Source organism: Azovibrio restrictus DSM 23866 (assembly GCF_000429665.1).
Taxonomy (GTDB): Bacteria; Pseudomonadota; Gammaproteobacteria; order Burkholderiales; family Rhodocyclaceae; genus Azovibrio; species Azovibrio restrictus.
The window spans coordinates 117,032-143,822 of record NZ_AUCH01000015.1 but is presented as its reverse complement, the minus strand read 5'-3'; the positions used below and the strand labels follow the sequence as shown (position 1 = coordinate 143,822).

Below are 26,791 nucleotides of genomic sequence, written 5' to 3'. Positions count from 1 at the left end.
AAACCGGGGGAAATCAGCGAAAATACCTGGCCCCACGGCATCCCCGAACAAAACCAGCCTCGCCCATGACCCAGGAAACCAACAACCTCGCCGCCGACTTGTGGACCCTCGCCGACCTGCTGCGTGGCGATTTCAGGCAAAGCCAGTACGGCCGCATCATCCTGCCCTTCACCCTGCTGCGCCGGCTCGAATGCGTCTTCGCCGCGAGCAAGGCCGCCGTGCTCAAGCAGCTGCCGGTGGTCGAGGCCATGAAGCTGCCGGAAGAGGCGCAGGAAAAGATGCTGCTGCGCGCCACCAACGGCCTGGCCTTCTTTAATACCTCGCCGATGGACCTCGGCAGCCTCGGCGAAGCCGGCATCAAGGCCAACCTGGAACGCTACATCCAGTGCTTTTCCAAAGACGCCCGCGAAATCTTCGATCACTTCAAGTTCGCCGAATTCATCGGCCTCCTCAACGACGCCAACCTGCTCTACAAGGTCGTGCAGAAGGTCCGCACCATGGACATCAGCCCGCAGGCCGTTTCCAACTACGAGATGGGCCTGGTTTTCGAGGAACTGATCCGGCGCTTTGCCGAAAGCTCGAACGACACGGCGGGCGAGCACTTCACCCCGCGCGACATCGTCCGCCTCACCACCTCGCTGGTGTTCATGGAAGACGACGCGGTGCTGACCAAGCCCGGCATCATCCGCACCATCTACGACCCGACCGCCGGCACCGGCGGCTTCCTGTCGGCGGGCATGGAATACGTGCATGAGCTGAATCCGCAGGCGGTGATCCGCGCCTACGGGCAGGAGCTCAACCCGGAAAGCTACGCCATCTGCAAGGCCGACATGCTCATCAAGGGCCAGGAAGTCGGCAACATCAAGCTCGGCAACACCCTGTCGAACGATCACCTGTACGCCGACAAGTTCGACTACATGCTCTCCAACCCGCCCTTCGGCGTGGACTGGAAGAAGATCGAAGGCGACATCGTCGACGAGCACACCCTCAAGGGTTACGACGGCCGCTTCGGCCCCGGCCTGCCGCGCGTCTCCGACGGCTCGCTGCTCTTCCTGCTGCACCTGCTCAGCAAGCTGCGTGACGTCAAAGACGGCGGCTCGCGCATCGGCATCATCCTCAACGGCTCGCCGCTGTTCACCGGTGGCGCCGGCTCCGGCGAATCGGAAATCCGCCGCTACATCCTCGAAGCCGACCTGCTCGAAGCCATCGTCGCGCTGCCCACCGACATGTTCTACAACACCGGCATCGCCACCTACGTCTGGGTGCTGTCCAACAAGAAAACCGCCGAGCGCAAGGGCAAGGTGCAGTTGATCAACGGTGTGAACCTCTGCGGCAAGATGCGCAAATCCCTGGGCAGCAAGCGCAACGTGATGGACGAAAGCGACATCGCCACCATCACCCGCTGCTTCGGCAACTTTGAAACGGTCGATGCCCGCCCGCTGGACAAACCCGCCGAGCAGAAGAGCAATCGCGGCCGCCAGTCAGCCAACCCGAAGGCCGAAGCGCCCAAGACCTTCGCCGCCAAGATTTTCGCCACCCACGAATTCGGCTACCGCCGCATCACCGTCGAACGGCCGCTGCGCCTCTCCTGGCAGTTCAGCGACGAGCGCATCGCCACGCTGCGCTTCCCGTCCGGCGCACTCAATGCCGCCATGCAGTGGATCTACGCCGAATACGGCGCGCCCTACTGGCGCGATGACGCCGACTGCGAGGACTACGGCCAGCTCGCCGACTACGCCCAGGAAATCCGCGCCCACTTCAAGCGCCACTTTGCCGACCTCAAGGAAAAGCAGATCAAGGACCTGCTCGACGCCGACACCTGGCTCGCCCAGAAGCGCGTCCTGCTCAAGGCCCGGCAACTGCAGCAGGTGATCGGCAAGGCGCAGCACGACGACTTCAACACCTGGGACGACGCGCTCAAGGCCGCCGCCAACCTGGCCGGCATCAGCCTCGACGCCAAAGAGAAAAAACAGATCGCCGACGCCGTCAGCTGGAAGAACCCGGCCGCAGAAAAGGTCGTCAAGAAACTGCACAAGGGCAAGCCGGCGCCGCTTTATGGCCTTTTCCCGGTCGGCAAGGAGATCGTTGAATACCAGGCCGACGGCGAGCTGCGCGACTTCGAGAACATCGCCCTCGACCCCAGCCGCCCGGTCAGCGAAAGCATCGAAGCCTATTTCCTCAAGGAAGTGCAGCCGCACGTGCCCGACGCCTGGATCGACGCCGGCAAGCGCGACGCCAAGGACGGCGAAATCGGCATCGTCGGCTACGAAATTCCCTTCAACCGCCACTTCTACCAATACCAGCCGCCGCGCCCGCTGGCAGAAATCGACGCCGACCTCGACGCCGTCAGCGCCGAAATCATGGCCCTGCTGCGCGAGGTGCATTCATGAGCGCATTAACGCCGGCGACGCCCGACTTCGCCGAAATTACCCGGCTCATCGAAGCCGCCCGCCAGCGCGCCTACCAGGCCGTCAACACCGCGCTGATCGACCTCTACTGGCAAGTCGGCGCCTACCTCAGCGGCAAGATCAAGGCCGCCGAATGGGGCGAGGGTGTCGTCGAACAACTGGCGCAGCACCTGGCCAGCACGCAGCCGGGGCTGAAAGGCTTCACCCGCGCCAACCTGTTCCGCATGCGGCAGTTTTACGAGGCCTACCAGGCCCAGGAAAAAGTCGCACCACTGGTGCGACAATTGCCCTGGACCCATAACCTGATCATCCTCAGCCGCAGCAAGCGCCCGGAAGAACGCGAGTTCTACCTGAACATGGCGGCGCAGGAAAAATGGAGCAAGCGCGAGTTGGAGCGGCAGTTCGACACGGCGCTTTTCGAGCGCGTCGTCCTCAACCCGGCAAAAGTGTCACCGCTGGTGACACAAATCCACCCCGACGCGGCCAGCGTGTTCAAGGACAGCTACCTGGTCGAATTTCTCGACCTGCCCGCCGCCCACCTCGAAAGCGAACTGCAGCGCGGCCTGCTGGCGCAATTGCGCCAATTCCTGCTCGAACTCGGCCGCGACTTCTGTTTCGTCGGCAGCGAATACCCGTTGCAAGTCGGCCAGCAGGATTTCGCGCTCGACCTGCTCTTCTTCCACCGTGGCCTCAACTGCCTGGTCGCCATCGAACTGAAGACCACCCGCTTCTCGCCCGAACACCTGGGCCAACTCAACTTCTACCTGGAAGCCCTCGACCGCGACCACAAAAAGCCCCACGAAAACCCGGCCATCGGCCTGCTGCTCTGCGCCAGCAAGGACGACGAAGTGGTCGAATACGCCCTCAGCCGCAGCCTGTCGCCGGCCCTGGTCGCGCAATACCAGACCCAGTTGCCGGACAAGAAGCTGCTGCAGGCCAAACTGCATGAGTTTTACTTGGCCAATCTGGGCGAGGAGGGCGCGGCATGAGTCGGTACAAGGCTTATCCGGCGTATCGGGATTCGGGGGTGGAGTGGGTCGGAGAAATTCCGAAGTCGTGGCAAGTGACGCCTTTATTCTCAGTGGCTTCCACTGGCGTCGAAAAGAACGACGACGGTGCTGAAAGCAATGTGCTGTCACTCAGTTACGGAAGAATCATTCGGAGGGACGTTGAGGACAATCACGGGCTTTTACCCGAGTCTTTCAATACCTATCAGATCGTCGATTCGGGAGACATCATTCTTCGGCTGACCGACTTGCAGAATGACAAACGCAGTCTGCGGGTAGGGATGGCGAACGAGAAGGGAATCATTACTTCCGCCTACTTGAAACTTACCGCGAAAGCGCAGTTTCTCGACCGCTATCTTTATCGCTTGCTCCACTCCTATGACACGACCAAAGTTTTCTATGGCATGGGTGGTGGGTTGCGGCAGTCGATGAAATTCGAGGAGATGCGGCGGCTGCAAATGCTGTGTCCGTCATTGGATGAGCAGAAGCAAATCGCCGCCTTCCTCGACCACGAAACCGCGAAGATCGACGCGCTGATCGAGAAGCAGCAGCGGCTGATTGAACTGCTCAAGGAAAAGCGCCAGGCAGTCATCAGCCATGCCGTGACCAAAGGCCTCAACCCCAACGCCCCGATGAAGGATTCCGGGGTGGAATGGCTGGGCGAGGTGCCAGCGCATTGGGTGGTTCGTCGGTTAAAACACTCAGCCAGCCTGCAATCCGGAATTCCCAAGGGTAAGGACTTAACAGGCAAAGTTACGATTGAAGTGCCCATGTTGCGCGTGGCCAATGTTCAGGACGGCTACCTTGATTTGTCTGAAGTTGACTCAATTCAAATAGAGCCATCGGAGCTTGGAAGATACGCTTTGAAATATGGCGATGTGCTGATGAACGAGGGTGGCGACAATGACAAACTTGGTCGGGGAGCCGTCTGGAAGTCCGAAATAACTCCTTGCATCCACCAGAACCATGTTTTTTCAATTAGACCTGCTGACATTGAGCCGGATTGGCTTGATTTGGTAACTCGTGCCAGCTATGCCAAATATCATTTTTATCGAGTGGCAAAACAGAGCACAAACCTAGCTTCAATTTCCTCGACAAACATCAAGGAAACCCCGTTGGTAATTCCGCCAAAACAGGAACGAAAACAAATTTTCTCGCATATAAACGAGCAACTTCGGAAGTTTGATCTGCTTGAGAACAACGCAAATGTGCAGATTGAGCTGCTTCAAGAGCGCCGCACCGCCCTAATCTCCGCCGCCGTCACCGGCAAGATCGACGTCCGCGACTGGCAGCCTGCCGCTGCCTGATTTCTTCCACTCTCCGACCCGAACCCAGCCATGAGCGACCAAGCCAGCGAACGCATCTTCCAAGACGAAATCATTCGGCAATTGCAGGCCAATGGTTGGTTGCTCGGTACTCAGAAGGGTTACAACCAAGCACTTGCTCTTTACTCCGAGGATGCGCTGGCTTTCGTGCAGGAGACGCAGCCGGCGCAGTGGCAGCGTTTCTGCGCCAATCACCCGAAGGATAGCGACGAGAAATTCCTCGAACTCGTCGCCGGCCAGTTGGCCAAGGCCGATCCGAACGCGACCAACGCCGACAGCCGCCGTTTCGGCACCCTGGGCGTGTTGCGCCATGAGCTGCGCGACCGCAATGCGCGCCTTTCCCTGTGCCAGTTCAAGCCGGAACACGACCTGAACCCGGATACCCTGGGCCGCTACGCGAAGAACCGCCTGCGCGTGGTGCCGGAGCTGGTCTATAGCCCGTGGGCGTCGGCGGCGCAGTTGGCGGAAACCGGTAGCAAGGCCAAGGCCTGGCGCATCGACCTGGCGTTGTTCGTCAATGGCCTGCCGGTGGCGACGCTGGAACTGAAATCCGAGTTCAAGCAGTCGGTGGACCGCGCTATCCGCCAGTACAAGACGACGCGGCTGCCGGTGGACCCGGTGGCGAAGAAGGCCGAGCCGCTGTTGAGCTTCAAGCGCGGCGCGCTGGTGCATTTCGCGGTGAGCCAGTACGAGGTGCATATGGCGACGCGGCTGGAGGGGGCGGAGACGGTTTTCCTGCCTTTCAACAAGGGCACGGCCGATGGCGGCGCCGGCAACGACGTGCCGGAAGACGTGAACCGCTACGCCACCGACTACCTGTGGAACGAGGTGCTGCTGCCGGACAACCTGCTCAACATCCTCGCCCGCTTCGTGCATTTGCAGATCGACGACAAGGAAGACTGGGAAGGCCGCAAGTACAAGAAGGAAAGCCTGATCTTCCCGCGCTATCACCAGTGGGACGTGGTGAACAAGCTGCTCGCCGCCGCCCGCCGCGAGGGGCCGGGGCAGCGTTACCTGATCCAGCACAGCGCCGGTTCGGGCAAGTCCAACTCGATTGCCTGGGTGGCGCACCAGTTGTCGGCGCTGTACAAGGCCGACGGCGGCAAGCAGTTCCAGTCGGTGATCGTCGTCACCGACCGCACAGTGCTGGACGATCAGTTGCAGGACACCATCTACCAGTTCGAGCATACCGACGGCGTGGTCGGGCGCATCAACAACAAGGAAGGCGACGGCTCGAAGTCGGAAAAGCTCGCCAGCGCGCTGGAAAACGCGCAGCCGATCATCATCGTCACTATCCAGACCTTTCCCTTCGTGCTCAAGGCCATCGAGAACAGCGTCAGCTTGAAGGAGCGCTGCTACGCGATCATCGCCGACGAGGCGCATTCCTCGCAGAGCGGTTCGACGGCGCGGCAGTTGAAGGAAGTGCTGATGAAGGAGGCGGGCGAGGATGATGAGGTGGCGCTGGACAGCGACGACATCATCGCCGCTACCGTGGCTTCGCGCCGCGCTTCCGGCAACCTGAGCTTCTTCGCGTTCACCGCAACGCCCAAGGCCAGGACGCTGGAACTGTTCGGCCGCCGCCCGCGTCCGGATGAAGTGGCGTCGATCAACAACAAGCCGGCCGCTTTCCACGTCTACAGCATGCGCCAGGCCATCGAGGAGGGTTTCATCCTCGACGTGCTGAGGAATTACACCAACTACAAGGTGGCCTACAAACTGGCGCTGAAAATCCAGGAAGCCGACCAGGAAGTGGACAGCAAGCGGGCGCGGGTGCGGCTCAACCAGTGGGTGCGGCTACACGACCACAACATTGCGCAGAAGGTGAAGCTGATCGTCGAACACTACCGCGAGCACGTCTTCGGCCTGCTCGGCGGCCAGGCCAAGGCGATGGTGGTGACCAGTTCGCGCAAGGAGGCGGTGCGCTACAAGCAGTGTTTTGACAGCTATATCAAGGATCACGGCTACCAGAAGATCCACGCCATGGTTGCCTTCTCGGGTGAGGTGACCTTCACCGACAAGGACCCGAACGCCGACGCCCTGGTTGGCCAGCAGTTCACCGAGAGCAACATGAATCCGGCACTGAAGAAGCGCGACATGCGTGTTGCCTTCGATTCCGACGACTATCAGGTGATGATCGTCGCCAACAAGTTCCAGACCGGTTTCGACCAGCCCAAGCTGTGCGCCATGTACGTGGACAAGAAGCTGGCCGGCGTCGAATGCGTGCAGACCCTGTCGCGACTGAACCGAACCTACCCGAACAAGGCCGAGAGCGGCACCTTCGTGCTCGATTTCTTCAACGAACCGGAAGACATCCTCGGCGCCTTCCAGCCCTATTACCAGACGGCGGAACTGGCCGACGTTTCCGACCCCAACCTGATCTTCACGCTGCACGACAAGCTGCGCGCGGCAGGCATCTTCACCGGCCAGGAAGTCGAGCAGTTCTGCGCCGCCTACTACGTGAAGAACAAGAGCAACGCCGCCATCGCCAATATCTGCAAGCCGGCGGTGCAACGCTGGCAGCAGCGCTACAAGTCTGCGGTCGACGCCTTCAAACAGGCAAAAGTGATGTTCGAGCGCACCAAGAAGACTGCGGATGCCGTGCTCATCGCCAACGCCGAGAATTGCCTGAAGGACTGCCAGAAGGAAAAGGACGCGCTGGAGATTTTCAAGAAGGACCTCGGCACCTTCGTGCGCTTCTACGAATTCATGTCGCAGATCGTCGATTACGACGACACCGGCCTGGAAAAGCTCGCCCTCTATGCCCGCAACCTGCGCCCGCTCTTGCGCGAAAGCCTGCTCGACGAGGACGACGTCGATTTGAGCAACGTCGTCCTCAGCCACTACCGCGTTGCCAGAATCCGCCAGCAGGACTTGCTGCTCAAGCAGGATAGCGCCGAGTACAAGCTGGAACCGGGCGAAGGCCTGGGCACGGCGAAGCCGAACGACAAGAAGGAAGAATTCCTGTCGCAGATCATCAGCCGCCTGAACGAGATTTTCGTGGCTGACCAGCTGACCGACAGGGACATGGTCAATTACGCCTACACCATCCGCGACAAGGTCGGCGAGAACGCCGCGGTGATGCAGCAGATCGCCAACAATTCGCCGGAGCAGGCGCTGCTCGGGGATTTCTCCAAGGCGGTCGACGACGCCATCATGGACAGTAGCGCCGCCCACCAGAACCAGATGCTGCAATTGCTGGCCGACCCGCAGAAAGCCGCCGGCTTCGCGCGGGTGGTGTTCGATCTGCTGCTGGCGGGGAAGGGGAATGCTGGCCGCTGACCGGCCAACAGCATCAGCAATACACCGGGTGAAGTCGGCACAGGTCCCTGACGTTTTCCCTGACCCGGGCCGCGATGGCGGCGTAACCACCGTTCTCCCGCGCGTCAAGGCCCCGGTCCATCACGACCGGACTTCGACGCGACCGCGCACTAGTGGGAAACGCTGCCAACGGTCTTCCACTCCCTTCCAACCCGGTAGCCGGCTCGTTTCAGAAATCGTCCTCCACCACCGGCAGCCCCACGGCCTCCCAGGTCAGCATGCCGCCCCGGTAGTAGCGCCAGTTGGCCGCCGGGAAACCGGCACGGGTGGTGGCGCGGATGGCGGTGGGGGTGAAGGGGCAGACCGGAGAGCTGCAGAAACCATAGACGATCCGGGCCTGGCTGCAGTCCCACTGGTCCGAGCCCTGGGGCGGCTTGCGGCAGCCCAGTTCCTCCATGCGCTGCACGATCTCGGTGTAAGGCATGGAGACCGAACCCGGAATCGTGCCCTTGACCCGGTCCTTGATTTCCCGGGTATCCACCACGACGGCATTGGGATCGTTGAAAGCGGCCAGGAGTTCGATCTCGGTCACCATCACCACACCGGGCACGGGCTCCGCCGGCTGCAGCACTCCCTGGGCCCCCAGAAAGCGGTTGAAGGGAAGCGGCAGGCGACGCTCGAAGACCTGCTCCCCGGCCTTGACGCTGCGCGCCTCACCGATGATCTTGAGGGGTTCGGAATATTCCTGGGCCAGGGTGGCTCCGGAGGCCAGCCAGGCTGCCAGCAGGGTCATCATCTTCCACATGGTCTTGCATTCCTTCGACATGAAGACCGGCATTATCCCCAAGCCCCGCAGCACCTTCTTGATCCAGAGCAGAACCCGGACACGCCCCGCTCACAAAGAACGGCAATGCCGCCATAAATAATCGCGAAGCCACGCCCGGCCGGAGCCCGCTCCGGCGCTGCTAGACTGCAGCATCAAAAAAACATGGAGACAAACATGGGCGTGGTGTTCAGGAAGACGCCGAAAGGCCAGGAGGAAATCCAGCACCGGCAGGGCGGGCTCAATCCCCGCATCCGGCGGCTGCTGATTCTGGTGGATGGGCAGCGCAGTGTGGCGGAGCTGCGCGCCATGGTGGTCATGGATGACCTGACCCACGCCCTGGGCCAGCTGGAAGAAGAGGGGCTCATCGAGGTGGCGGGCCTGCGCCTGGAGGATGGGAGCCTGGGTCCCGCCAGCGAGCCGATGCCGCCGGTACACGGCTTCCGGGAGCTACCCCCCGACCCGGTGACCAAGGATCTGGACCGGGCCCGGCATTTCATGATCAACACCCTGAAGACCTTCTGCGGCCCCCATGTGCATGTGAGCCTGATGCACGACATCTTCGATGCCCCCAGCCACGAGAAGATCCGCGAGTATTTCGGTCCCTGGTACCGGGCCATCATGGAAACCCGCCAGGGGGGGCGGCGGGCGGATGAGCTGCGGGTGGAACTGCTGACGGTGATCTGAGGCAGAAAGCAAAAGGGGCGACCCCAGGCCGCCCCCTTCATGCCAAGCCGGAAAGGCTCAGTCCTTGATGCGGAAATCGTCGTGGCAGGCCTTGCAGGAGCCGCCCACCTTGCCGAACTGGGCCTTGACGGCAGCGGCGTCGCCGGTGGCAGCGACCTTGGCCAGCTCATTGGCTTCCTTGTTGAAGGCCATGGCCAGCTTGCCCACTTCCTGCTGCTTCTGGAAGAACTCGGGCTTGACCCGGGTCTTGACGCCGTTTACGTCCTTGTCGGAGCCGGGCACGTACAGGGCGCCCATGCCGGAGTTGGCGATGGCGGCGATGGTGTTGGCGGCGGCAATCACCTGATCCTTGTTGTAGGTGCCTTCCAGGTTGGCCTTGATCTTGCCCATGGACCAGCCCATGTAGGAATAACCGGCCTGACGGTACTTGATGGCGTCCTCGGGCTTCATGCCCTGCTGGGCAAAGGCGGCGCCGGTCACGGCCAGGGCAGCAACAGCAAGGGTGATCTTCTTCATCATGACTTTTCTCCGTTTCTAGGTTGGTTTGACCCCGAACAAGCCAGGGGTGGCCGGATTATAGGCCGGCAGCATGGCATTCCTGTGTGACCCAGGTAACCCAGTTCCCGTTTTTACAAGTGCTTACACGGCAAAAACATGCTTGGCGCGCAGAGCCGGGGCGCCCGCCTCGATCTGCAGCAGCCGGTCGATGTTGGGGTGCTTGCCCGGGTTCAGGCGGGCATCCTCGCTGTGCTCGGCATAGATTTCCAGGCCCTTCTTCGCCGCTTCCGGGGTGATGGAGCCGTAGGTCTGGGCCAGGTGGTTGTACACGGCCACGGAGCCGGCGCTGCCCGGTTTGTTCTCGATCAGGGCCACTTCCTGCCCCTCGGCGTCCAGGAGCTGGATCGCGGCCAGGTGGGAAATCCCCGGGAGTTTTTTCAGGTTTTCGGCAAACGACATGTTGTTATCCTCGTAAAAAAGGCCGGTCCGCCTGGGCGGCCGGCCGGGTACGGTGTTCAGGCGCTTAGATGCGCTTGGCCAGTTCGGCAGCCTTGCCGGTGTAGTCCCAGGGCGTCAGCTTCAACAGTTCGGCCTTGGCGGCTTCCGGGATTTCCAGGGACTGCACGAAGGTCTGCATGCCTTCGCGGGTGACGCGGGTGCCCCGGGTCAGTTCCTTGAGCTTCTCGTAGGCCTGGGGCACGGCGTAGCGACGCATCACGGTCTGGATCGGCTCGGCCAGCAGTTCCCAGTTGGCGTTGAGGTCGTCGTGCATGGCCTGGGCATTCACTTCCAGCTTGTTCAGGCCGCGCAGCAGGGAATCATAGCCGAGCAGGGCGTAGCCGAGGCCGACACCCATGTTGCGCAGCACGGTGGAGTCGGTCAGGTCGCGCTGCCAGCGGGAGATGGGCAGCTTCTCGGAGAGGTGCTTCAAGACGGCGTTGGCCAGGCCCAGGTTGCCTTCGGAGTTCTCGAAGTCGATGGGATTGACCTTGTGCGGCATGGTGGAAGAACCCACTTCGCCGGCCTTCACCTTCTGCTTGAAGAAGCCCAGGGAGATGTAGCCCCAGACGTCCCGGTCCAGATCGATGAGGATGGTGTTGGTGCGGGCGAAGGCGTCATACAGTTCGGCCATGGCGTCATGGGGCTCGATCTGGATGGTGTAGGGGTTGAATTCCAGGCCCAGGCTCTCGACGAAGCGCTTGGCGAAGCCTTCCCAGTCGAAGCCGGGGTAGGCGGCCAGGTGGGCGTTGTAGTTGCCCACGGCGCCGTTGATCTTGCCCAGCAGGCCGACCTCGGCGATGCGGACGCGGGCCCGGTTGAGGCGATAGACGGCGTTGGCCAGTTCCTTGCCCATGGTGGAGGGCGTCGCCGGCTGGCCGTGGGTGCGGCTCATCATGGGCACCTCGGCCAGTTCATGGGCCAGGTCGCGCAGGCGGCCGATGACCTTGTCCAGGGAGGGCAGCATCACCTCGTCCCGGGCGGCCTTGAGCATGAGGGCGTGGGAGAGGTTGTTGATGTCTTCGGAGGTGCAGGCGAAGTGGATGAATTCGGTGACCTTGGTGACTTCGGCGTTGGCCTTGGTCTTGTCCTTGATCCAGTATTCCAGGGCCTTCACGTCGTGGTTGGTGGTGGCCTCGATGGCCTTCACCTCGGCGGCCTGTTCGGGGCCGAAACCGGCCACCAGGGCGTCCAGCTCGGCCACAGTGGAGGCGGAGAAGGCGGGGATTTCGGCGAAATGGGGTTCAGCCGCCAGGGCCTTCAACCATTCGATTTCCACCTGGAGGCGGCGGCGGATCAGGCCGTACTCGGAGAACTGGGGACGCAGGGCGTCCACCTTGCCGGCATAGCGGCCATCGAGGGGGGACAGGGCCGTGAGGGCGTGCAGAGACATGGAGAAGTCCTTGAAAAACAAGGGCGCGATTTTACCCGCCGGACCCCGGGGGAGCAACGCAAATCCCCAAGGGGCAAGGCATGCCGACGAACGGCAAGCATTGACGCCCCTCCCCTGGGATATAATCGATTCACTCCAACTCACGAGAAACTGATGAAGCTCATCGGCTCACTGACCAGCCCCTACGTGCGCAAGGCCCGCATCGTGCTGGCAGAAAAGAAGATCGAATACGACCTGGACATCCAGTCCCCCTGGGACGAAGACTCCGTCGTACCCGACTACAACCCCCTGGGCAAGATTCCCGTGCTGGTGCTGGATGACGGCACCCCCCTGTTCGACTCCCGCGTCATCGTCGAGTACATCGACAACGTCACGCCCAACAACAAGCTGTTCCCCGCCCCCAACCGGGAGCGCACCGAGGTCAAGCGCTGGGAAGCCCTGGCCGACGGACTCCTGGACGCCGCCGTGGCCGCCCGCCTGGAATCCCAGCGCCCGGCCGGGGAACAAAGCAAGACCTTCATCCGCCGCCAGCGGGAAAAGATCATGAGAAGCCTGGCCTTCATGGCCCGGGAGCTGGGGGAACAATCCTTCTGCATGGGCACCCCCATGACCCTGGCGGACATCGCCGTGGGCACCGCCCTGGGCTACCTGCTGTTCCGCTTTCCCGACATCGAATGGGGCCAGGCGCACCCCAACCTGGCCCGGCTCTACGACAAGCTCTCTCAGCGCCCCTCCTTCCAGGATACCCTGCCCCAGGAATGAGCCCGGGCGGCAACGCCCGCCCCTGCTCGTTTCAAGCCCTTCCGGCCGCCCCCTGGGCGGCCTTCGTTTTCCTCTCCTGCCCGCCTCCGCCCCCGCCTTTCCTGGCCTTCATGTCCAAGGCATGAAATAATTCCGAAGGAATTGCGCCTTCAGCATCAGTCACGGCATCAACCACAGAGAGAGAACGCATCCGGCAGCGGCTGCGTCACAAAAAAATGGCAAAAGAATTCACCTGGTCCGACAGTTACAGCGTCGGCATCCCGGAAATAGACGAACAGCACAAAGCCCTTTTTGAACTGATCGAACGCCTGCACAGGGCCATCGTCGCCCGCCAGGGCTCGGCCGCCTGCGCCGAGATCCTCAAGGAGCTGGTGGACTACACCCGCATCCATTTCGCCCTGGAGCAGAGCCTGATGCATCTGGGGGGCTACCCCGATTACGACGGCCACTGCCTGCTGCACAAGAACCTGGTGGCCGAGGTGGAAACCCTGCAGGAGAAAATCAACTCCGGCACTGCGGCCATCAGCTTCGAACTACTGCACTTCCTGCGTAACTGGCTGACCAAGCACATCCTGGGGGAGGACATGAAATATGCCGCCTTCTTCCAGAAAAGCGGCCACAAACAGTTCGACCACTGGGCCCAGAAATCGGAACAGGCCCTGCGCTCCCACAAGCGCAAGTGGTGGAAATTCTGGTGAGGCGCCCCCTCAGCAGATGACGCCGCCCCCCAGGCACACCCGGCTTTCATAGACCACCACCGACTGCCCCGGCGTCAGGGCCCACTGGGGCTGGGCAAAGCGGATTTCACAACCCTTCCCATCCACCCGCTCGATCTCGCAGGGCGCATCTTCGCTGCGGTAACGGGGTTTGGCGGTGTACACCCAATGGGTCCGGGGCGCCTCGCCGGCCACCCAGGAAAGCTGGTCCGCCAGCAGGACTTCCTGCTGCAGGGCCGGATGCTCATGCCCCTGGACCACGTAAAGGACATTCTTCTCCATGTCCTTGCCGGCCACGAACCAGGCCTCGTGATCGCCGCCACCGGGCTGGCCCTTTTCCTTCAGGCCGCCGATATGCAGTCCCTTCCGCTGCCCGATGGTGTGGTACATGAGGCCGTCGTGTTCGCCCAGCACCTTGCCGTCGTCCAGACGGCGGATTTTCCCCCGCTTGGGCGGCAGGTAGCGGGAGAGGAAGTCCTTGAAGGGGCGCTCGCCGATGAAGCAGATGCCGGTGGAGTCCTTCTTGGCGGCCACGTGCAGACCGGCCGCCTCGGCCATCTTGCGCACCTCGCGCTTGTAGAGATGGGCCAGGGGAAACAGGGTTTTCGAGAGCTGGGCCTGGTTCAGACGGTAGAGGAAATAGCTCTGGTCCTTGGTGCCGTCCTCGGCCTTGAGCAACTGGTAGCGGCCGTCGAATTCCCGCACCCCGGCATAATGGCCGGTGGCGATGTAATCAGCCCCCAGCTTCAGGGCGTGCTCCAGGAAGGCCTTGAACTTGATTTCGGAATTGCACAGCACATCCGGGTTGGGGGTGCGGCCCGCCTGGTATTCGCGCAGGAACTCGGCAAACACCCGGTCCCGGTACTCGGCGGCAAAGTTGACCACTTCCACGTCGATGCCGAGCACATCGGCAACGCTCATCACATCGATCAGATCCTGGCGGGAAGAGCAGTACTCCTCGGTATCGTCGTCCTCCCAGTTCTTCATGAACATGCCCACCACGTGGTAACCCTGCTGCTTCAGGAGCAAGGCCGACACGGATGAATCCACGCCCCCCGAGAGGCCCACCACCACGGTTTTCTTATTCGACATCAGGACCTTCCCCTTCCATCCAGGCATCCAGCGGCAGGATCACCGCCGGCTTGCCGTTATCCACGAACCAGCTGTCCACCACGTAGCGCGGCGGCTCCTGCCGACCCTGCGCCGCCACCGGGAGTTCCTCGATGACAGCAGAGAAATGTTGAAACACCACCCCCCGCACCCGCCGCGCCGGCTCCAGCACCCGGTGCCAGCGCAAGCCTCCCCGCTGCTCCAGGAGCTTCAAGAAGGCAGTGGTGGTGGTGGAATGATCGATGCAATCCATGCGCCCGAAAGCCGTATCGTCGGCATAGTTGCCGCCCCGGTCCCGGCCGATGGGCGTCTGTTCCGCTGCCTGGGCATACAGTTCGCCGATGGCCAGGGCCAGGAGCTGGCGCTCCCCGGCGGCGCTCTCGGCCCGCTCCAGCATCAGCAGCACTCCATCCAGGCGCAGGGGCTCGAACACCACCGGCCAGCGGCTCAGACAACCGTAATTGAAGCACACCTCGACCCGGGCCTCCCGGGACTCCGCCACCGCGCTGGCGCACCAGGCCAAGAGCAGGACGAGGAGGACACGGCACTTCATCCGTAATGGACGATGGCATCCAGGGGCAGGCGCCGGCCCGCCAGGCAGTCTTCGGCGCAGCGCAGGATCAGGGGGCTGCGGTGCATGGCCGTGGAGGCCCGCAGGGTATCCACGTCCAGCCAGCGGGGGCCGATGATGCCTTCGTCCAGGGGGCGCTCCGGCTCGTAACCGCGCAGTTCGCCCCCGAAGGCAAAGCGCAGGTAGGTGATTTCCCCGTCCGGCCGGGGCCACTGGTAGATGCCCACCAGGTACTGGGGCACGAAGTGGTAGCCGGTTTCCTCCAGGCACTCCCGCACCACGGCCTGGACCAGGGATTCGCCCCGCTCCAGGTGGCCGGCGGGCTGGTTGTAGCGGATACCCGCCTCGGTTTCCTCCTCCACCAGCAGGAACCGGCCATCCCGCTGCACCAGGGCAGCCACGGTAACATTGGGTTTCCAGAGACGTTCGGACATGGGCAAAGACGGGCCATCAAGGATCAAGGGCGTTATTCTAGCGGACGAAATCCGCTAGAATGGCAAGCTTTGACGCAGCTGGCTAAATAGAAGGAGAGTGGCATCATGTCCATGGCGGATCGCGACGGGTTTATCTGGTATGACGGCAAACTGGTGCCGTGGCGGGATGCCACGACCCACGTCCTCACCCATTCCCTGCACTACGGGATGGGCGTCTTCGAAGGCGTGCGCGCCTACAAGACCGAGACCGGCACTGCCATCTTCCGGCTCCAGGAACACACCAACCGCCTGTTCAATTCCGCTCACATCTTCCAGATGGCCATGCCCTTCGACAAGGACACCATCAACGAAGCCCAGAAGGAAGTGATCCGCGCCAACAAGCTGGAATCCGGCTACCTGCGCCCCCTGGCCTTCTACGGCTCGGAAAAGATGGGCGTTTCCCCCAAGGGCGCCAAGGTGCACATCATCGTCGCCGCCTGGCCCTGGGGCGCCTACCTGGGTGAGGACGGCATGGAGCGCGGCATCCGCGTCAAGACGTCCAGCTACACCCGCCACCACGTGAACATCAACATGGTGCGCGCCAAGGCTTCCGGTGCCTACATGAACTCCATCCTGGCCAACAACGAAGTGACCGCCGACGGTTACGACGAGGCCATGCTCCTGGATCCGGAAGGCTACGTGGCCGAAGGCGCCGGCGAGAACCTGTTCATCGTCAAGCAGGGCAAGCTGTACACCCCTGACCTGACCTCCTGCCTGGAAGGCATCACCCGGGCCACCATCCTCACCCTGGCCGCCGAACTGGGCATCCAGGTGCAGGAAAAGCGCATCACCCGGGACGAAGTGTATTGCGCCGACGAGGCCTTCTTCACCGGCACCGCCGCCGAGGTCACCCCCATCCGGGAACTGGACAACCGCACCATCGGCGCCGGCAAGCGGGGCCCCGTCACCGCCCTGCTGCAGCAGAAGTATTTCGATGTGGTGTACGGGCGCTCCCCCGACCACAAGGACTGGCTCGCCTACGTGTAAGAGAAAGGGAATCCGGACATGGCTGATCAAAACCGCACCGTCGAAATCACCGCTGGCGACCTGCCCCTGCATTGCCCGCCCCCTGGCGCCGAACTGTGGTGCCAGCACCCCCGGGTATTCCTGGACGTAAGCCACGGCGGCGAAGCCGTCTGCCCCTACTGCGGCACCCACTACGTCTTCAAGGGCGAGCTGCCCAAGGGCCATCATTAGGGTGCCCCCGGTGGCACGGGCCCTGATAGTGGCCCCGGCCTGGATCGGCGACGCCATCCTGGCCCAGCCCCTGTTTGCCCGCCTCAAGGCCCGCCACCCCGGACTGGAGCTGGATGCCCTGGCTCCCTCCTGGGTCGGGCCGGTGCTGGCGCGCATGCCGGAAATCTCCCGCATCGTGGACAATCCCTTTGCCCACGGGGAGCTTTCCCTGAAAAAGCGCTTCGCCCTGGCCAAGGACCTGGCCCGGCAGCATTACGACCAGGCCTACCTGCTGCCCAACTCCCTCAAGTCGGCCCTGATCCCCTTCTTTGCCGGCATTCCGCAGCGCATCGGCTTCACTGGCGAAAGCCGCTTCGGCCTGGTGAACGTGCGCCACACCCTGGATAAGACCGCCCTGCCCCTGATGGTGGAGCGTTTTGCCCAGCTGGCGGAAACCCCGGGCGCGCCCCTGGAGCGCCCCATCCCCCATCCCCGCATCAACTCCAGCCGGGAACAGCAGGATGCCACCCTGGCGGCCCTGGGCCTGGAACGCCCCGAGCGGCTGGTGGTGCTCTGTCCCGGGGCCGAGTACGGCCCCGCCAAGCGCTGGCCGGTGAACCACTTTGCTGCCCTGGCCCGGGTGCTGGTGGAACGGGGTCACCCGGTCTGGCTGCTCGGCTCGGGCAAGGACAAACCCGTGGGGGACGCCATTGTCGCGCAGACCCCTGGCGGCTGCCGCAACCTTTGCGGCATCACCCACCTGGCCCAGGCCATAGACCTGATTGCCCAGGCCCAGCTGGTGGTCTGCAACGACTCGGGCCTGATGCACGTGGCCGCCGCCCTGGACCGGCCCTGCATCGCCCTGTTCGGCTCCTCCACCCCCGAGTTCACCCCGCCCCTGTCGGAGCAGGCCACGGTCCTGCGACTGGGCCTGCCCTGCAGCCCCTGCTTCAAGCGGGATTGCCCCTTCGGCCACACGGACTGCCTGACCAAGCTGGAACCCGCCCGGGTCCTGGATGCCTGCCTGAGCCGCCTGGGTAGCAGAGAGAACTGATCATGAACCCGCCTGCCCCGCCCCTGTTTGCCACCCCGGAAGACGCGGAATCCGCCTTCTACGACGCCATCGCCAGAGGCGACCTGGAGGCCCTGATGGCCGTCTGGTCCGAAGACGAGGAAGTCATCTGCACCCACCCCACCGGCCAGCAACTGCAGGGCCTGGCGGCGATCCGGGAAAGCTGGCGCCAGGTCCTCGCCACCACCCGGCTGCAGATCAACGGCAACCGCATCGCCCAGTGGCAGGGCATGCTGCTTTCGGTGCACCAGATCGTCGAACACCTGCAGGTGGGCGAGGAAATCACCGGCCCCCTCCAGGCCACCAACGTGTTCACCCGGGGCCCCCATGGCTGGCGCCTGGTCTGCCGGCACTCTTCCGCGGCTGCCGAACCCACGGTGAGCGAAGGCGAACACCGGGTGCTGCACTGACCCCCTCTGCTGCCGGTGCCGATGCTGGACGCATGGCACCAGTCCCTTTACACTCCGCCCCCTATTCATGACGAGGCAATGATGCACCAGCTCCCCGCCGAAATCTTCAAGGCCTATGACATCCGCGGCATCGTGGACAAATCCCTGACGCCGGACGTGGTCCGCCTGGTGGGCCAGGCCCTGGGCTCCCTGGCCCGGGAACAGCAGCAGACCGCCATTGCCGTGGGCCGCGACGGACGCCTGTCCGGCCCCAGTCTGGCCGGCGCCCTAATGGAAGGCATCTGCGCCGCCGGGGTGGACGCCATCGACATCGGCTGCGTGCCCACCCCCCTCACCTACTTCGCCGCCTACGAGCTGGGCTGCCACTCCTGTGTCTCCGTCACTGGCAGCCACAACCCCCCCGACTACAACGGCCTGAAAATGGTCATTGGCGGCACCACCCTGGCCCTGGATGCGATCCAGCAACTGAAGGCCCGCATCGAAGCCGGCAACCTGCTCAGCGGCCAAGGCCAACGCCGTAGCGCCGACGTGCAGGCAGCCTACCTGGAACGCATCGTCACCGACGTGAAACTGGCCCGCCCCATGAAGATCGTCATGGACTGCGGCAACGGCGTCGCCGGCGGCATCGCCCCCGAGCTGTTCAAGCGCCTGGGCTGCGACATCGTGCCTCTCTATTGCGAAGTGGATGGCAACTTCCCCAATCACCATCCGGACCCCTCCAAGCCGGAAAACCTGGCCGACGTGATCAAGGCCCTGCAGGAGACCGACGCCGAGATCGGCATTGCCTTCGACGGGGACGGGGACCGGCTCGGCGTGGTCACCAAGGACGGGGAAATCATCTACCCGGACCGGCAGCTGATGCTGTTCGCCGCCGACGTGCTATCCCGGGTCCCGGGCGGCCAGATCATCTACGACGTGAAGTGCACCCGCCTGCTCGCCCCCTGGATCCGCCAGCACGGCGGCGAGCCCCTGATGTGGAACACCGGCCACGCCCTGGTGAAAGCCAAGCTCAAGGAAACCGGCGCCCCCCTGGCCGGTGAGATGAGCGGCCACACCTTCTTCAAGGAACGCTGGTACGGCTTCGACGACGGCCTCTACACCGGCGCCCGCCTGCTGGAAATCCTCTCCCGCAGCGCCGACGCCAACCCGGTGCTGCAGGCCCTGCCCAAGGCAGTCTCCACCCCCGAGCTGAACATCAAGATGGCCGAGGGCGAGCCCTTCGCTCTGGTGGACAAGCTCAAGGCCGAAGCGCAATTCTCAGGGGCCCTGGAGCGCATCACCATCGACGGGGTACGGGTCGAATACGCCGACGGCTTCGGCCTGGCCCGTCCCTCCAACACCACCCCCGTGGTGGTGCTGCGCTTCGAGGCCGACGACGAAGCCGCCATCGCCCGCATCCAGGCCGACTTCCGCCAGGCCCTCCTGGCCGTCTGGCCGGGACTCACCCTGCCTTTCTAGCCGCCCTCCATCGCCATGGCCAGTTCTCCGATCTACCTGGGCCGCCAGCCCATCCTCGACCGGCAGGGACAACTCCATGGCTACGAACTGCTGTTCCGCTGCGCCCAGTCCCCGGACCGGGCCCTGGTCCTGGACGACAGCGCCGCCACCGCCACGGTGATCACCAACGCCTTCTCCGAGCTGTCCCTGGGCAACGCCCTGGACGGGCGCAAGATGTTCATCAACGTGGGCGAGGAGCTGCTGTTCTCCGAAGCCGTGGAATTCCTGCCCACCGCCCAGGTGGTGCTGGAAATCCTGGAAACCATAGAAGTCACCCCGGCCGTGGTGGAGCGCTGCAAGGCCCTGAAGGCCCGGGGCTTCGCCCTGGCCCTGGATGACCTGCTGGAAATCACCCCGGCCAACCAACCCCTGCTGAGCCTGGCCGACATCATCAAGGTTCCCTTGCTGCACGACTGGGAAAACCAGGCCGCCTTGCTGGCCCATCAGCTCCAGGCCTACCCGGTGCAACTGCTGGCCGAACGGGTGGAGACCCTGGACCAGTACCGCAAGTGCGCGGCCCTGGGCTACCAGCTGTTCCAGGGTTATTTCTTCGCCCGCCCGGCCCTGCTCCAGGGGCGCAAGCTCAACCAGGACCGCCTGACCCTGGTGACCCTGCTGAACCAGATCCTCGACGACGCCGACACCCCCGTCCTGGAGCGCACCTTCAAGACCGCCCCCGGCCTCTCCGTGAACCTGCTGCGCCTCACCAACTCCGTCGCCGCGGGCTGCCACGCCCAGATCGCCTCCCTGCGCCACGCCATCACCCTGCTGGGGCGCAAGCAGCTGCAGCGCTGGCTGCAACTGCTGCTCTTTTCCGGCCCCCACACCCAGAACCTAGCGCGCAATCCCCTGCTGCAACTGGCCGCCACCCGGGCCCGGCTGATGGAAACCCTGATGCTGGCCCAGACCCCGCCCGACCGGAGCCTGGCGGACCAGGCCTTCATGGTGGGCATCATGTCCCTCACCCCGGCCCTGCTGGAAATGAGCATGGAAGAAATCCTCACCCAGCTCTCCAACCTGCCCCCCCTGGTCCGGGAGGCCCTGCTAGCCCACACCGGCCCCCTGGGCAAACGCCTGCGCCTGGTGGAAGCCCTGGAATGGGATGAAGAAGAGCGCCTGCCGGCCCTCCTGGCCGACCTGCCCGGACTGCGCCAGGAAATGCTCAACGACCTGCTCTGCAGCGCCATGGCCTGGGCCGCCACCCTGGGACAACCAGCGCCCTCAGGGGAAGACTGAAGCGACTCATCCGGCAAGCTTGCCAGCCACGGGCAAGCCAAAACATCGGCATAGAATGACGGCACAACAACAGCCGCCCCCATTCATGCCGCAAAAAATTCTCTTCGCCGTTACCGGTCTGTCGCCTCAGATCATCACCGCAACCCTGTACGCCCTGTGCGTCAGCCGTAGCCCTCGCTGGATCCCCGACAGCATCCACCTATCACCAGCCAGGAAGGCGGCGAACAGGCCCAGCTGGCGCTGCTTGATCCCGCACACGGCCAGTTCCATGCCTGCTGCCGCAAGCTTCCAGCGCGTACTGCCGCGTACTGCCCAACCAATTACACAGGGTGCCCAAAAGTGGTAAAACAATTGCTTTTACTGCTATAGATTCAAAATCTTGGAAGCAAGGCGGAAAGGGCCGCAAGCTATGTCAAAAGAATTCTCGTCTACGGATTTTCAAGTAATACTTGACGATGAGGAAGGGCTAACATCTCTTTTTATTAGATGGTGTGATGTCGGCGGTTATTTATGTATTGCGCGCGAACAGGACGAGGAAGAGCTGTATTGTGAGTATTGCGATCAGTCGAATGGCTTTTATTCAAAGACGATCTGTTCAAGATGGCTCGGTGAACAAATTGAATTTAAATTAAGTGGCGACGAGTCATTTTCACGAACAGAGAGGGTCCAGACATTAATAATCAGGATGGAAATACAAGGAGAGGAAGTAAGGCAATGTATTGAATTGCTCTTCAAGTCGGGAGCAAACCCAGTCCTCACCGCACCATCGTGAATGCGGCAACGCCCATCGAGTACAGCATCTTCCTGTTCTTGGGCAGCAAACGAGCCCCTGGATGCCTGCCTGGCAGGGGTGGCGAGTCAGATGGAGATGCGGACGGACGATGTGGTTACAGCCCGCCCCAGCGGGGTCTGCAGGAGCGCCTGGGCAAGGCGACCCTACCGGAGGGTATTCAGTGGACGGGCCTGCCGGCGGGACTGAGGCTGATGCCGGGCAGTGACGGATAAACCTAAAAACCTCACCACAGAGACACAAAGACACAGAGAAGCTCAAAAAAACAATGGCTTGCACCATCTTCCACGCTCACCTAGAAAGTGACCAGGCCTTCCAAGACAAGTCTTTGTTTTTCCTCGGCGTCTCTGTGCCTCTGTGGTTTAACTGAGGTTTTAAGGATGAAAGAACAAGCCCGGCCGGATCAGGGCCGGGCTTGCCGGGCAGCTGGATGAGTCAGGGGAGAAAGGCTCAGAGCTTGCCTGCCACCCAGTCCCGCACCCCGGCCAGGGCTGCGGGCAGTTGGGCGGGTTCGGTGCCGCCGGCCTGGGCCATGTCGGGACGGCCGCCGCCCTTGCCGCCCACCTGCTGGGCAACGAAGTTCACCAGTTCGCCGGCCTTGACCTTGCCGGTCAGGTCGGCGGTGACGCCGGCAATCAGGCTCACCTTGCCGTCATTGACGCTGGCCAGCACGATGGCGGCGGATTTCAGCTTGTCCTTGAGCTTGTCCAGAGTCTCGCGCAGGGTGGGCACGTCGGCCCCTTCCAGGGTCGCGGCCAGCACTTTCGCGCCGCCCACTTCAGCTGCCTGAGCGGCCAGATCATCGCCCTGGCTGGCGGCCAGTTTGGACTTGAGGCGCGCCAGTTCCTTTTCCAGGGCGCGCACGTTGTCGAGGATGCCGGCCACCCGCTCGGCCACTTCGTCGGGCTGGGCCTTGAGCAGGGAGGAAATGCCCTGGACCCGGCGTTCCTGTTCCTGCACGTAGCGCAGGGCATTGGCGCCGGTGACGGCCTCCACCCGGCGCACCCCGGCGGCCACGCCGGATTCCGAGAGGATCTTGAACAGGCCGATGTCGCCGCTACGGGCCACGTGGGTGCCGCCGCACAGTTCTTTGGAGGAGCCGATGGAGACCACCCGCACCTCGTCGCCGTACTTCTCGCCGAACAGCATCATGGCGCCGCTCTTCTGGGCATCGTCGATGCCCATGACGCGGGAATCAGCAGCGGCATTGGCGAGGATTTCGGCATTGACCAGTTCCTCCACCTCGCGGATTTCCTCGGCGGTCATGGGGGCGTTGTGGGCGAAGTCGAAGCGGGTCTTGTCCGGATCCACCTGGGAACCCTTCTGCTGCACGTGGTGCCCCAGGACTTCGCGCAGGGCCTTGTGCATCAGGTGGGTGACCGAATGGTTGCGGGCCGTGGCGCCCCGGGCGGCGGCATCGACCCGGGCGGTGACGGCGTCGCCGACGCTGAGCTTGCCGGTCTTCAGCACCCCGTGGTGACCGAACACGGCGGCCTGGATCTTCTGGGTGTCTTCCACGGCGAACAGGCCGCCGGCGCGGATTTCGCCCCGGTCGCCCACCTGGCCGCCGGATTCGGCATAGAAGGGGGTGTGGTCGAGGACGATCACCCCCAGGTCGCCTTCATGGAGCTCCTGGACCGGGGCTCCGTCCTTGTAAAGGGCCAGGATGCTGCCCTTGGCTTCCAGCTGTGCGTAGCCATGGAAGGTGGTCTCGGCGCCGCTGTATTCCAGATTGGCGGCCATCTTGAACTTGCCGGCGGCCCGGGCTTGTTCCTTCTGGCGAGCCATGGCGGCGTCGAAGGCGGCGGCGTCCACGGTGACCTCGCGCTCGCGGCAGATGTCGGCGGTCAGGTCGAGGGGGAAGCCGTAGGTGTCGTGCAGCTTGAAGGCGGTTTCACCGTTGAAGACCTGGACGCTCTTGGCGGCCATGTCGGCCAGCTCTCCTTCGAGGATGGCCATGCCATGCTCGATGGTGGCGAAGAAGCGGTCCTCTTCCTGCTTCAGGGTGGCGCTGACCTTGGCCTGGTTTTCCTTGAGTTCCGGATAGGCCGCGCCCATCTCGGCCACCAGGTCGGGGACCATGCGGTGGAAGAAGGCGGCCCGAGCGCCCAGCTTGTAGCCGTGACGGATGGCCCGGCGGATGATGCGGCGCAGCACGTAGCCGCGGCCCTCGTTGCCGGGGATCACCCCGTCGGCGATCAGGAAGGAGCAGGCGCGGATGTGGTCGGCCAGCACCCGGAGGCTGGGGCTGTCCATGTCGGCGTCACTGGTTTCCCGGGCGGCGGCCTTGATCAGGGCCTGGAACAGGTCGATCTCGTAGTTGGCATGCACCCCCTGGAGCACGGCGGAAACCCGCTCCAGGCCCATGCCGGTGTCCACGCTGGGCTTGGGCAGCGGATGCATGACACCCTGCTCGTCCCGGTTGAACTGCATGAACACGTTGTTCCAGATTTCGATGTAGCGGTCGCCATCCTCTTCCGGGGTGCCGGGCAGGCCGCCCCAGATGTGCTCGCCGTGGTCGTAGAAGATCTCGGTGCAGGGGCCGCAAGGGCCGGTGTCACCCATCATCCAGAAGTTGTCGGAGGCGTAGCGGCTACCCTTGTTGTCGCCGATGCGGATCACCCGGTCGGCGCCCAGGCCCACTTCCTTGGTCCAGATGTCGTAGGCCTCGTCGTCTTCGGCATAGACGGTAACGTAGAGCTTTTCCTTGGGCAGCTTGAAGACTTCGGTGAGCAGTTCCCAGGCGTAGGTGATGGCATCCCGCTTGAAGTAGTCGCCGAAGCTGAAGTTGCCCAGCATCTCGAAGAAGGTGTGGTGCCGGGCCGTGTAGCCCACGTTCTCCAGGTCATTGTGCTTGCCGCCGGCGCGCACGCATTTCTGGGAGGTGGTGGCGCGGCTGTAGGGGCGCTTGTCGAAACCCAGGAAGACATCCTTGAACTGGTTCATCCCGGCATTGGTAAACAGCAGGGTCGGGTCCTCGTGGGGCACCAGGGAACTGGAGGCCACGATCTGATGGCCCTTGGACTCGAAGAACTTGAGGAATTTCTCGCGGATTTCAGCGCTTTTCATGGGCGAATGCCTGTTGAATTCGGTAAAGACGGGATTTTACAAAGAAAAACCCGCCGACGGGCGGCGGGTTTCAGGGCAGAACAGCGACAGCTCAGAAGGAAACGGCCTTCTTCAGCGCCGGCTTGGCGGACAGGACCGCATTGCCACGGCTCACCGCCGTATCCAGGGCGGCCTTGGCAGGCTTCTTGTCGGCCCACACCTGCTCCAGCTCCTCATCCACGATGATGCGCACGGGCTCCAGGGTGGAAACGCGCAGGGGCTGCTCGGCCCCCTTGCCCTGCATGGAGGCATAGGCCACATCCAGCACCTGCTCCTCATCCTTCAGGAGCTTGCTCTTGATCGACTTGCGGACCGTGTCGGTAAGGGGCAGGAAGCCGCCCACCCGGGCCAGATCCATCTGGGTATCCGGGGCCAGGACAAAGCGGACGAACTTGGCCACGGCCTTGTATTCCTGGGGCTTGAAACCACCGCCGATCCAGATGGAGGCACCGCCCGCCAGGGTGTTGCGGGGACCGCCGTAGGCATCGTCGTGGTAAGGCAGGGGGGCCACGCCCAGTTCCACTCCGGGGGCTTCACGCAGGTAGCTGTGGGCCCAGGAGTCGGAAGTCAGCATGGCGCACTCGCCGTCATGGAAATGCTGATCGGCTTCATTGCCCCGGCCGAAGGTGTGGAAATAGCGGGCCTTGTACCAGGTGGCCAGCATGGCCACGTGCTTGACCTGCATCAGGCCGTTGAAGCCCAGCTCCCCCTTCTTGTCGGCCACCGGCACGCCGGAAACGGAACTGACGTTGTCGATATGCACCCACACCGGCCAGGAGGAGGTGTAGGGGCAGCTCACGCCCTTGTCGGACAGGGTGCCGGCCACTTCCTGCATCTCGTGCCAGGTACGGGGCGGCTGATCGGGATTCAGACCGGCCTGGCGGAACACCCGCTTGTTGTAGAACAGCACCGGGGTGGAAAAGGCCACCGGCAGGGCGGTGAGCTTGCTCTTGCTGGCACCAACCAGGAGGTCGGCGGAAAAATCGCTGGCGGGCAGCTTTTCCCGGGTTTCCTTGAGCAGTTGGTGCAGGGGCTTGAAGGCGGAAGGATTGGCGATGAAGTTGGCCACCGTATCGGTGGTCGCCAGGTTCAACTGGGTGGGCTTGCCGTTGGCTTCAGCACGCACCAGCTTGATCTGCACATCCTTCTGCTGGCTGTTGAAGCGGTCCACCAGGGCGGCCAGACGCTCGGCGTTGGTCTTGTTCAACTGGTGGGAAAACTCGATCTCGGTAACTGCGGGGGCTTTGGCTTCGGCCTTGGGGGCGGCCGCTTTTTTGGTTGGCGCAGCCAGGGCCGTCCCGGAACAAGCCAACAACAGGGCCAGGGCAACCGGCTGAATCTTTTGCTGCATGACAACTCCTGAGCGAAACAGAGCGCTGATTATACTGCTGGAAATCCTCCTTTCGCGACCGGGAACGACCCTTTGCCGCAAATGCAAAAATCTCCGCCATGCCCCCGGCCGGGCCCGATTGTGGGAAAATCGCCGGTCATGAAAACCCTGCCCCTGATCCTCTCCACCCTTGCCCTGCCCCTGTTCCTGGGCGGCTGCGACCAGCTGAGCAACAAGATGGGGCTGGAAGACCCGGCCAAGAAGGAAGCCCGGCTGGACGCCGAAGGCAAGGCCGTAGGCGGCGGCTGCCGCCACTCGGGCCGGGCCATAGAGGACTGCTACGCCATCTACACCTGGCTGCCCAAGGAATCCGTATTCACGGGCTGGCGGGAAATGGATGAGTACATGCGCAGCAACAACCTGGAGACCGTGGCACCCCAGCTGCCACCGCCGCCGCCCCCCGACACCGGCAAGAAGAAAAAGAAGGCGCCCGCCCCCCTGCCCGAGGAAACCGCCGGAACCGAAAAACCTGAAGCGGCGGCTCCTCCGGCCGCTACCCAGCCCACCGACAAGCACTGACGCCACCGACTCCGGGTCCGTCCGTCAAAAGCGGAATGAAATCAGGGACCCGCGTATAATCCCC

General features: G+C 63.2%; 24 protein-coding genes. 14 read left to right on the top strand and 10 right to left on the bottom strand.

Going from position 1 to position 26,791, the window contains the following annotated elements:
• The first annotated feature begins 98 nt into the window (after positions 1–98).
• The 4 genes from G474_RS24195 to G474_RS0113400 are packed head-to-tail and all read left to right on the top strand — an operon-like array spanning position 99 to position 8,019.
• A complete protein-coding gene (locus G474_RS24195) occupies positions 99–2,390 on the top strand; it encodes a type I restriction-modification system subunit M (protein ID WP_245589366.1) in 2,292 nt (763 codons plus the stop codon).
• The gene (locus G474_RS0113410; RefSeq protein WP_026687429.1) at positions 2,387–3,397 is read left to right on the top strand and encodes a PDDEXK nuclease domain-containing protein; all 1,011 of its coding nucleotides are present in this window, start codon (positions 2,387–2,389) and stop codon (positions 3,395–3,397) included. Before G474_RS24195 ends, G474_RS0113410 begins: the two co-directional genes overlap by 4 nt.
• The gene (locus G474_RS0113405; protein WP_026687428.1) at positions 3,394–4,722 is read left to right on the top strand and encodes a restriction endonuclease subunit S; all 1,329 of its coding nucleotides are present in this window, start codon (positions 3,394–3,396) and stop codon (positions 4,720–4,722) included. Before G474_RS0113410 ends, G474_RS0113405 begins: the two co-directional genes overlap by 4 nt.
• 30 nt (positions 4,723–4,752) lie before the next feature.
• Complete coding sequence (locus G474_RS0113400) at positions 4,753–8,019, top strand: type I restriction endonuclease subunit R (RefSeq protein ID WP_026687427.1); 3,267 nt, start codon at positions 4,753–4,755, stop codon at positions 8,017–8,019.
• Between the two features lie 208 nt (positions 8,020–8,227).
• On the opposite strand, the gene G474_RS0113395 is transcribed toward G474_RS0113400, so the two are convergent.
• Entirely contained in the window at positions 8,228–8,824 is a 597-nt protein-coding gene (locus G474_RS0113395; protein ID WP_245589365.1) for a rhodanese-like domain-containing protein, read from the bottom strand.
• Positions 8,825–8,986: 162 nt separating this feature from the next.
• On the opposite strand from G474_RS0113395, the gene G474_RS0113390 reads away from it, so the two are divergent.
• On the top strand, positions 8,987–9,508 hold the full coding sequence (locus G474_RS0113390) for a hypothetical protein (protein WP_245589364.1): 522 nt from the start codon (positions 8,987–8,989) through the stop codon (positions 9,506–9,508).
• A gap of 57 nt (positions 9,509–9,565) precedes the next feature.
• Here G474_RS0113390 and G474_RS0113385 read toward each other — a convergent pair whose 3' ends face one another.
• The 3 genes from G474_RS0113385 to purB form a co-directional block, all read right to left on the bottom strand.
• A complete protein-coding gene (locus G474_RS0113385) occupies positions 9,566–10,027 on the bottom strand; it encodes a c-type cytochrome (protein WP_026687424.1) in 462 nt (153 codons plus the stop codon).
• A gap of 120 nt (positions 10,028–10,147) precedes the next feature.
• Positions 10,148–10,465: a DUF2322 family protein gene (locus G474_RS0113380; RefSeq protein WP_026687423.1), complete on the bottom strand. Its 318-nt coding sequence runs from the start codon at positions 10,463–10,465 to the stop codon at positions 10,148–10,150.
• Positions 10,466–10,529: 64 nt separating this feature from the next.
• Positions 10,530–11,897, bottom strand: a complete 1,368-nt coding sequence (gene purB, locus G474_RS0113375) for an adenylosuccinate lyase (RefSeq protein WP_026687422.1) — start codon at positions 11,895–11,897, stop codon at positions 10,530–10,532.
• Between the two features lie 153 nt (positions 11,898–12,050).
• Between purB and G474_RS0113370 the strand changes: the two genes are divergently transcribed.
• Positions 12,051–12,659, top strand: a complete 609-nt coding sequence (locus G474_RS0113370; RefSeq protein WP_026687421.1) for a glutathione S-transferase — start codon at positions 12,051–12,053, stop codon at positions 12,657–12,659.
• Positions 12,660–12,874: 215 nt separating this feature from the next.
• Positions 12,875–13,357: a bacteriohemerythrin gene (locus tag G474_RS0113365; protein WP_026687420.1), complete on the top strand. Its 483-nt coding sequence runs from the start codon at positions 12,875–12,877 to the stop codon at positions 13,355–13,357.
• 9 nt (positions 13,358–13,366) lie between these two features.
• Here the strand turns inward: G474_RS0113365 and mnmA are convergent, their stop codons facing one another.
• From mnmA to G474_RS0113350, 3 genes are read right to left on the bottom strand one after another with little or no spacing between them, the layout of a single operon-like run.
• A complete protein-coding gene (gene mnmA / locus G474_RS0113360) occupies positions 13,367–14,467 on the bottom strand; it encodes a tRNA 2-thiouridine(34) synthase MnmA (RefSeq protein WP_026687419.1) in 1,101 nt (366 codons plus the stop codon).
• Entirely contained in the window at positions 14,457–15,038 is a 582-nt protein-coding gene (locus G474_RS0113355) for a hypothetical protein (protein WP_026687418.1), read from the bottom strand. The genes mnmA and G474_RS0113355 overlap by 11 nt, the downstream gene beginning before the upstream one ends.
• Positions 15,035–15,490: an NUDIX hydrolase gene (locus G474_RS0113350; protein WP_026687417.1), complete on the bottom strand. Its 456-nt coding sequence runs from the start codon at positions 15,488–15,490 to the stop codon at positions 15,035–15,037. Before G474_RS0113350 ends, G474_RS0113355 begins: the two co-directional genes overlap by 4 nt.
• A 105-nt stretch (positions 15,491–15,595) precedes the next feature.
• Between G474_RS0113350 and G474_RS0113345 the strand changes: the two genes are divergently transcribed.
• The 6 genes from G474_RS0113345 (at position 15,596) to G474_RS0113320 (ending at position 20,920) form a co-directional block, all read left to right on the top strand.
• Complete coding sequence (locus G474_RS0113345) at positions 15,596–16,516, top strand: branched-chain amino acid transaminase (RefSeq protein ID WP_026687416.1); 921 nt, start codon at positions 15,596–15,598, stop codon at positions 16,514–16,516.
• 18 nt (positions 16,517–16,534) lie between these two features.
• Positions 16,535–16,726, top strand: a complete 192-nt coding sequence (locus G474_RS0113340; protein ID WP_026687415.1) for a zinc-finger domain-containing protein — start codon at positions 16,535–16,537, stop codon at positions 16,724–16,726.
• 10 nt (positions 16,727–16,736) lie between these two features.
• Positions 16,737–17,759 (top strand): lipopolysaccharide heptosyltransferase II, encoded by a 1,023-nt coding sequence (gene waaF / locus G474_RS0113335; RefSeq protein WP_026687414.1) that lies wholly within the window; start codon positions 16,737–16,739, stop codon positions 17,757–17,759.
• Positions 17,760–17,761: 2 nt separating this feature from the next.
• Complete coding sequence (locus tag G474_RS0113330; RefSeq protein WP_026687413.1) at positions 17,762–18,187, top strand: YybH family protein; 426 nt, start codon at positions 17,762–17,764, stop codon at positions 18,185–18,187.
• 78 nt (positions 18,188–18,265) lie between these two features.
• Complete coding sequence (locus G474_RS0113325; protein ID WP_026687412.1) at positions 18,266–19,645, top strand: phosphomannomutase/phosphoglucomutase; 1,380 nt, start codon at positions 18,266–18,268, stop codon at positions 19,643–19,645.
• A gap of 15 nt (positions 19,646–19,660) precedes the next feature.
• Positions 19,661–20,920: an EAL and HDOD domain-containing protein gene (locus G474_RS0113320; RefSeq protein ID WP_026687411.1), complete on the top strand. Its 1,260-nt coding sequence runs from the start codon at positions 19,661–19,663 to the stop codon at positions 20,918–20,920.
• Between the two features lie 126 nt (positions 20,921–21,046).
• On the opposite strand, the gene G474_RS23455 is transcribed toward G474_RS0113320, so the two are convergent.
• The 3 genes from G474_RS23455 to G474_RS20785 all read right to left on the bottom strand — a co-directional run bounded on the left by G474_RS23455 (position 21,047) and on the right by G474_RS20785 (position 26,169).
• Positions 21,047–21,190, bottom strand: a complete 144-nt coding sequence (locus G474_RS23455) for a hypothetical protein (protein WP_156919261.1) — start codon at positions 21,188–21,190, stop codon at positions 21,047–21,049.
• Between the two features lie 970 nt (positions 21,191–22,160).
• Positions 22,161–24,779 (bottom strand): alanine--tRNA ligase, encoded by a 2,619-nt coding sequence (gene alaS / locus G474_RS0113310; RefSeq protein ID WP_026687410.1) that lies wholly within the window; start codon positions 24,777–24,779, stop codon positions 22,161–22,163.
• 91 nt (positions 24,780–24,870) lie between these two features.
• On the bottom strand, positions 24,871–26,169 hold the full coding sequence (locus G474_RS20785) for an extracellular solute-binding protein (protein WP_051282282.1): 1,299 nt from the start codon (positions 26,167–26,169) through the stop codon (positions 24,871–24,873).
• Between the two features lie 138 nt (positions 26,170–26,307).
• On the opposite strand from G474_RS20785, the gene G474_RS20780 reads away from it, so the two are divergent.
• Positions 26,308–26,727 (top strand): hypothetical protein, encoded by a 420-nt coding sequence (locus tag G474_RS20780; RefSeq protein ID WP_051282281.1) that lies wholly within the window; start codon positions 26,308–26,310, stop codon positions 26,725–26,727.
• Positions 26,728–26,791 lie beyond the last annotated feature (64 nt).

Coding starts and splice junctions, on each gene's coding strand:
- G474_RS23455 (WP_156919261.1), bottom strand. CDS start 21,190: ATGGAACTGGCCGTGTGCGGGATCAAGCAGCGCCAGCTGGGCCTGTTC.
- G474_RS0113340 (WP_026687415.1), top strand. CDS start 16,535: ATGGCTGATCAAAACCGCACCGTCGAAATCACCGCTGGCGACCTGCCC.
- G474_RS0113395 (WP_245589365.1), bottom strand. CDS start 8,824: ATGTCGAAGGAATGCAAGACCATGTGGAAGATGATGACCCTGCTGGCA.
- G474_RS0113330 (WP_026687413.1), top strand. CDS start 17,762: ATGAACCCGCCTGCCCCGCCCCTGTTTGCCACCCCGGAAGACGCGGAA.
- alaS (WP_026687410.1), bottom strand. CDS start 24,779: ATGAAAAGCGCTGAAATCCGCGAGAAATTCCTCAAGTTCTTCGAGTCC.
- G474_RS0113345 (WP_026687416.1), top strand. CDS start 15,596: ATGTCCATGGCGGATCGCGACGGGTTTATCTGGTATGACGGCAAACTG.
- G474_RS0113405 (WP_026687428.1), top strand. CDS start 3,394: ATGAGTCGGTACAAGGCTTATCCGGCGTATCGGGATTCGGGGGTGGAG.
- G474_RS0113365 (WP_026687420.1), top strand. CDS start 12,875: ATGGCAAAAGAATTCACCTGGTCCGACAGTTACAGCGTCGGCATCCCG.
- G474_RS20780 (WP_051282281.1), top strand. CDS start 26,308: ATGAAAACCCTGCCCCTGATCCTCTCCACCCTTGCCCTGCCCCTGTTC.
- G474_RS0113350 (WP_026687417.1), bottom strand. CDS start 15,490: ATGTCCGAACGTCTCTGGAAACCCAATGTTACCGTGGCTGCCCTGGTG.
- G474_RS0113385 (WP_026687424.1), bottom strand. CDS start 10,027: ATGATGAAGAAGATCACCCTTGCTGTTGCTGCCCTGGCCGTGACCGGC.
- G474_RS0113355 (WP_026687418.1), bottom strand. CDS start 15,038: ATGAAGTGCCGTGTCCTCCTCGTCCTGCTCTTGGCCTGGTGCGCCAGC.
- G474_RS0113390 (WP_245589364.1), top strand. CDS start 8,987: ATGGAGACAAACATGGGCGTGGTGTTCAGGAAGACGCCGAAAGGCCAG.
- G474_RS0113370 (WP_026687421.1), top strand. CDS start 12,051: ATGAAGCTCATCGGCTCACTGACCAGCCCCTACGTGCGCAAGGCCCGC.
- G474_RS20785 (WP_051282282.1), bottom strand. CDS start 26,169: ATGCAGCAAAAGATTCAGCCGGTTGCCCTGGCCCTGTTGTTGGCTTGT.
- G474_RS0113325 (WP_026687412.1), top strand. CDS start 18,266: ATGATGCACCAGCTCCCCGCCGAAATCTTCAAGGCCTATGACATCCGC.
- G474_RS0113410 (WP_026687429.1), top strand. CDS start 2,387: ATGAGCGCATTAACGCCGGCGACGCCCGACTTCGCCGAAATTACCCGG.
- G474_RS0113380 (WP_026687423.1), bottom strand. CDS start 10,465: ATGTCGTTTGCCGAAAACCTGAAAAAACTCCCGGGGATTTCCCACCTG.
- purB (WP_026687422.1), bottom strand. CDS start 11,897: ATGTCTCTGCACGCCCTCACGGCCCTGTCCCCCCTCGATGGCCGCTAT.
- G474_RS0113320 (WP_026687411.1), top strand. CDS start 19,661: ATGGCCAGTTCTCCGATCTACCTGGGCCGCCAGCCCATCCTCGACCGG.
- mnmA (WP_026687419.1), bottom strand. CDS start 14,467: ATGTCGAATAAGAAAACCGTGGTGGTGGGCCTCTCGGGGGGCGTGGAT.
- G474_RS0113400 (WP_026687427.1), top strand. CDS start 4,753: ATGAGCGACCAAGCCAGCGAACGCATCTTCCAAGACGAAATCATTCGG.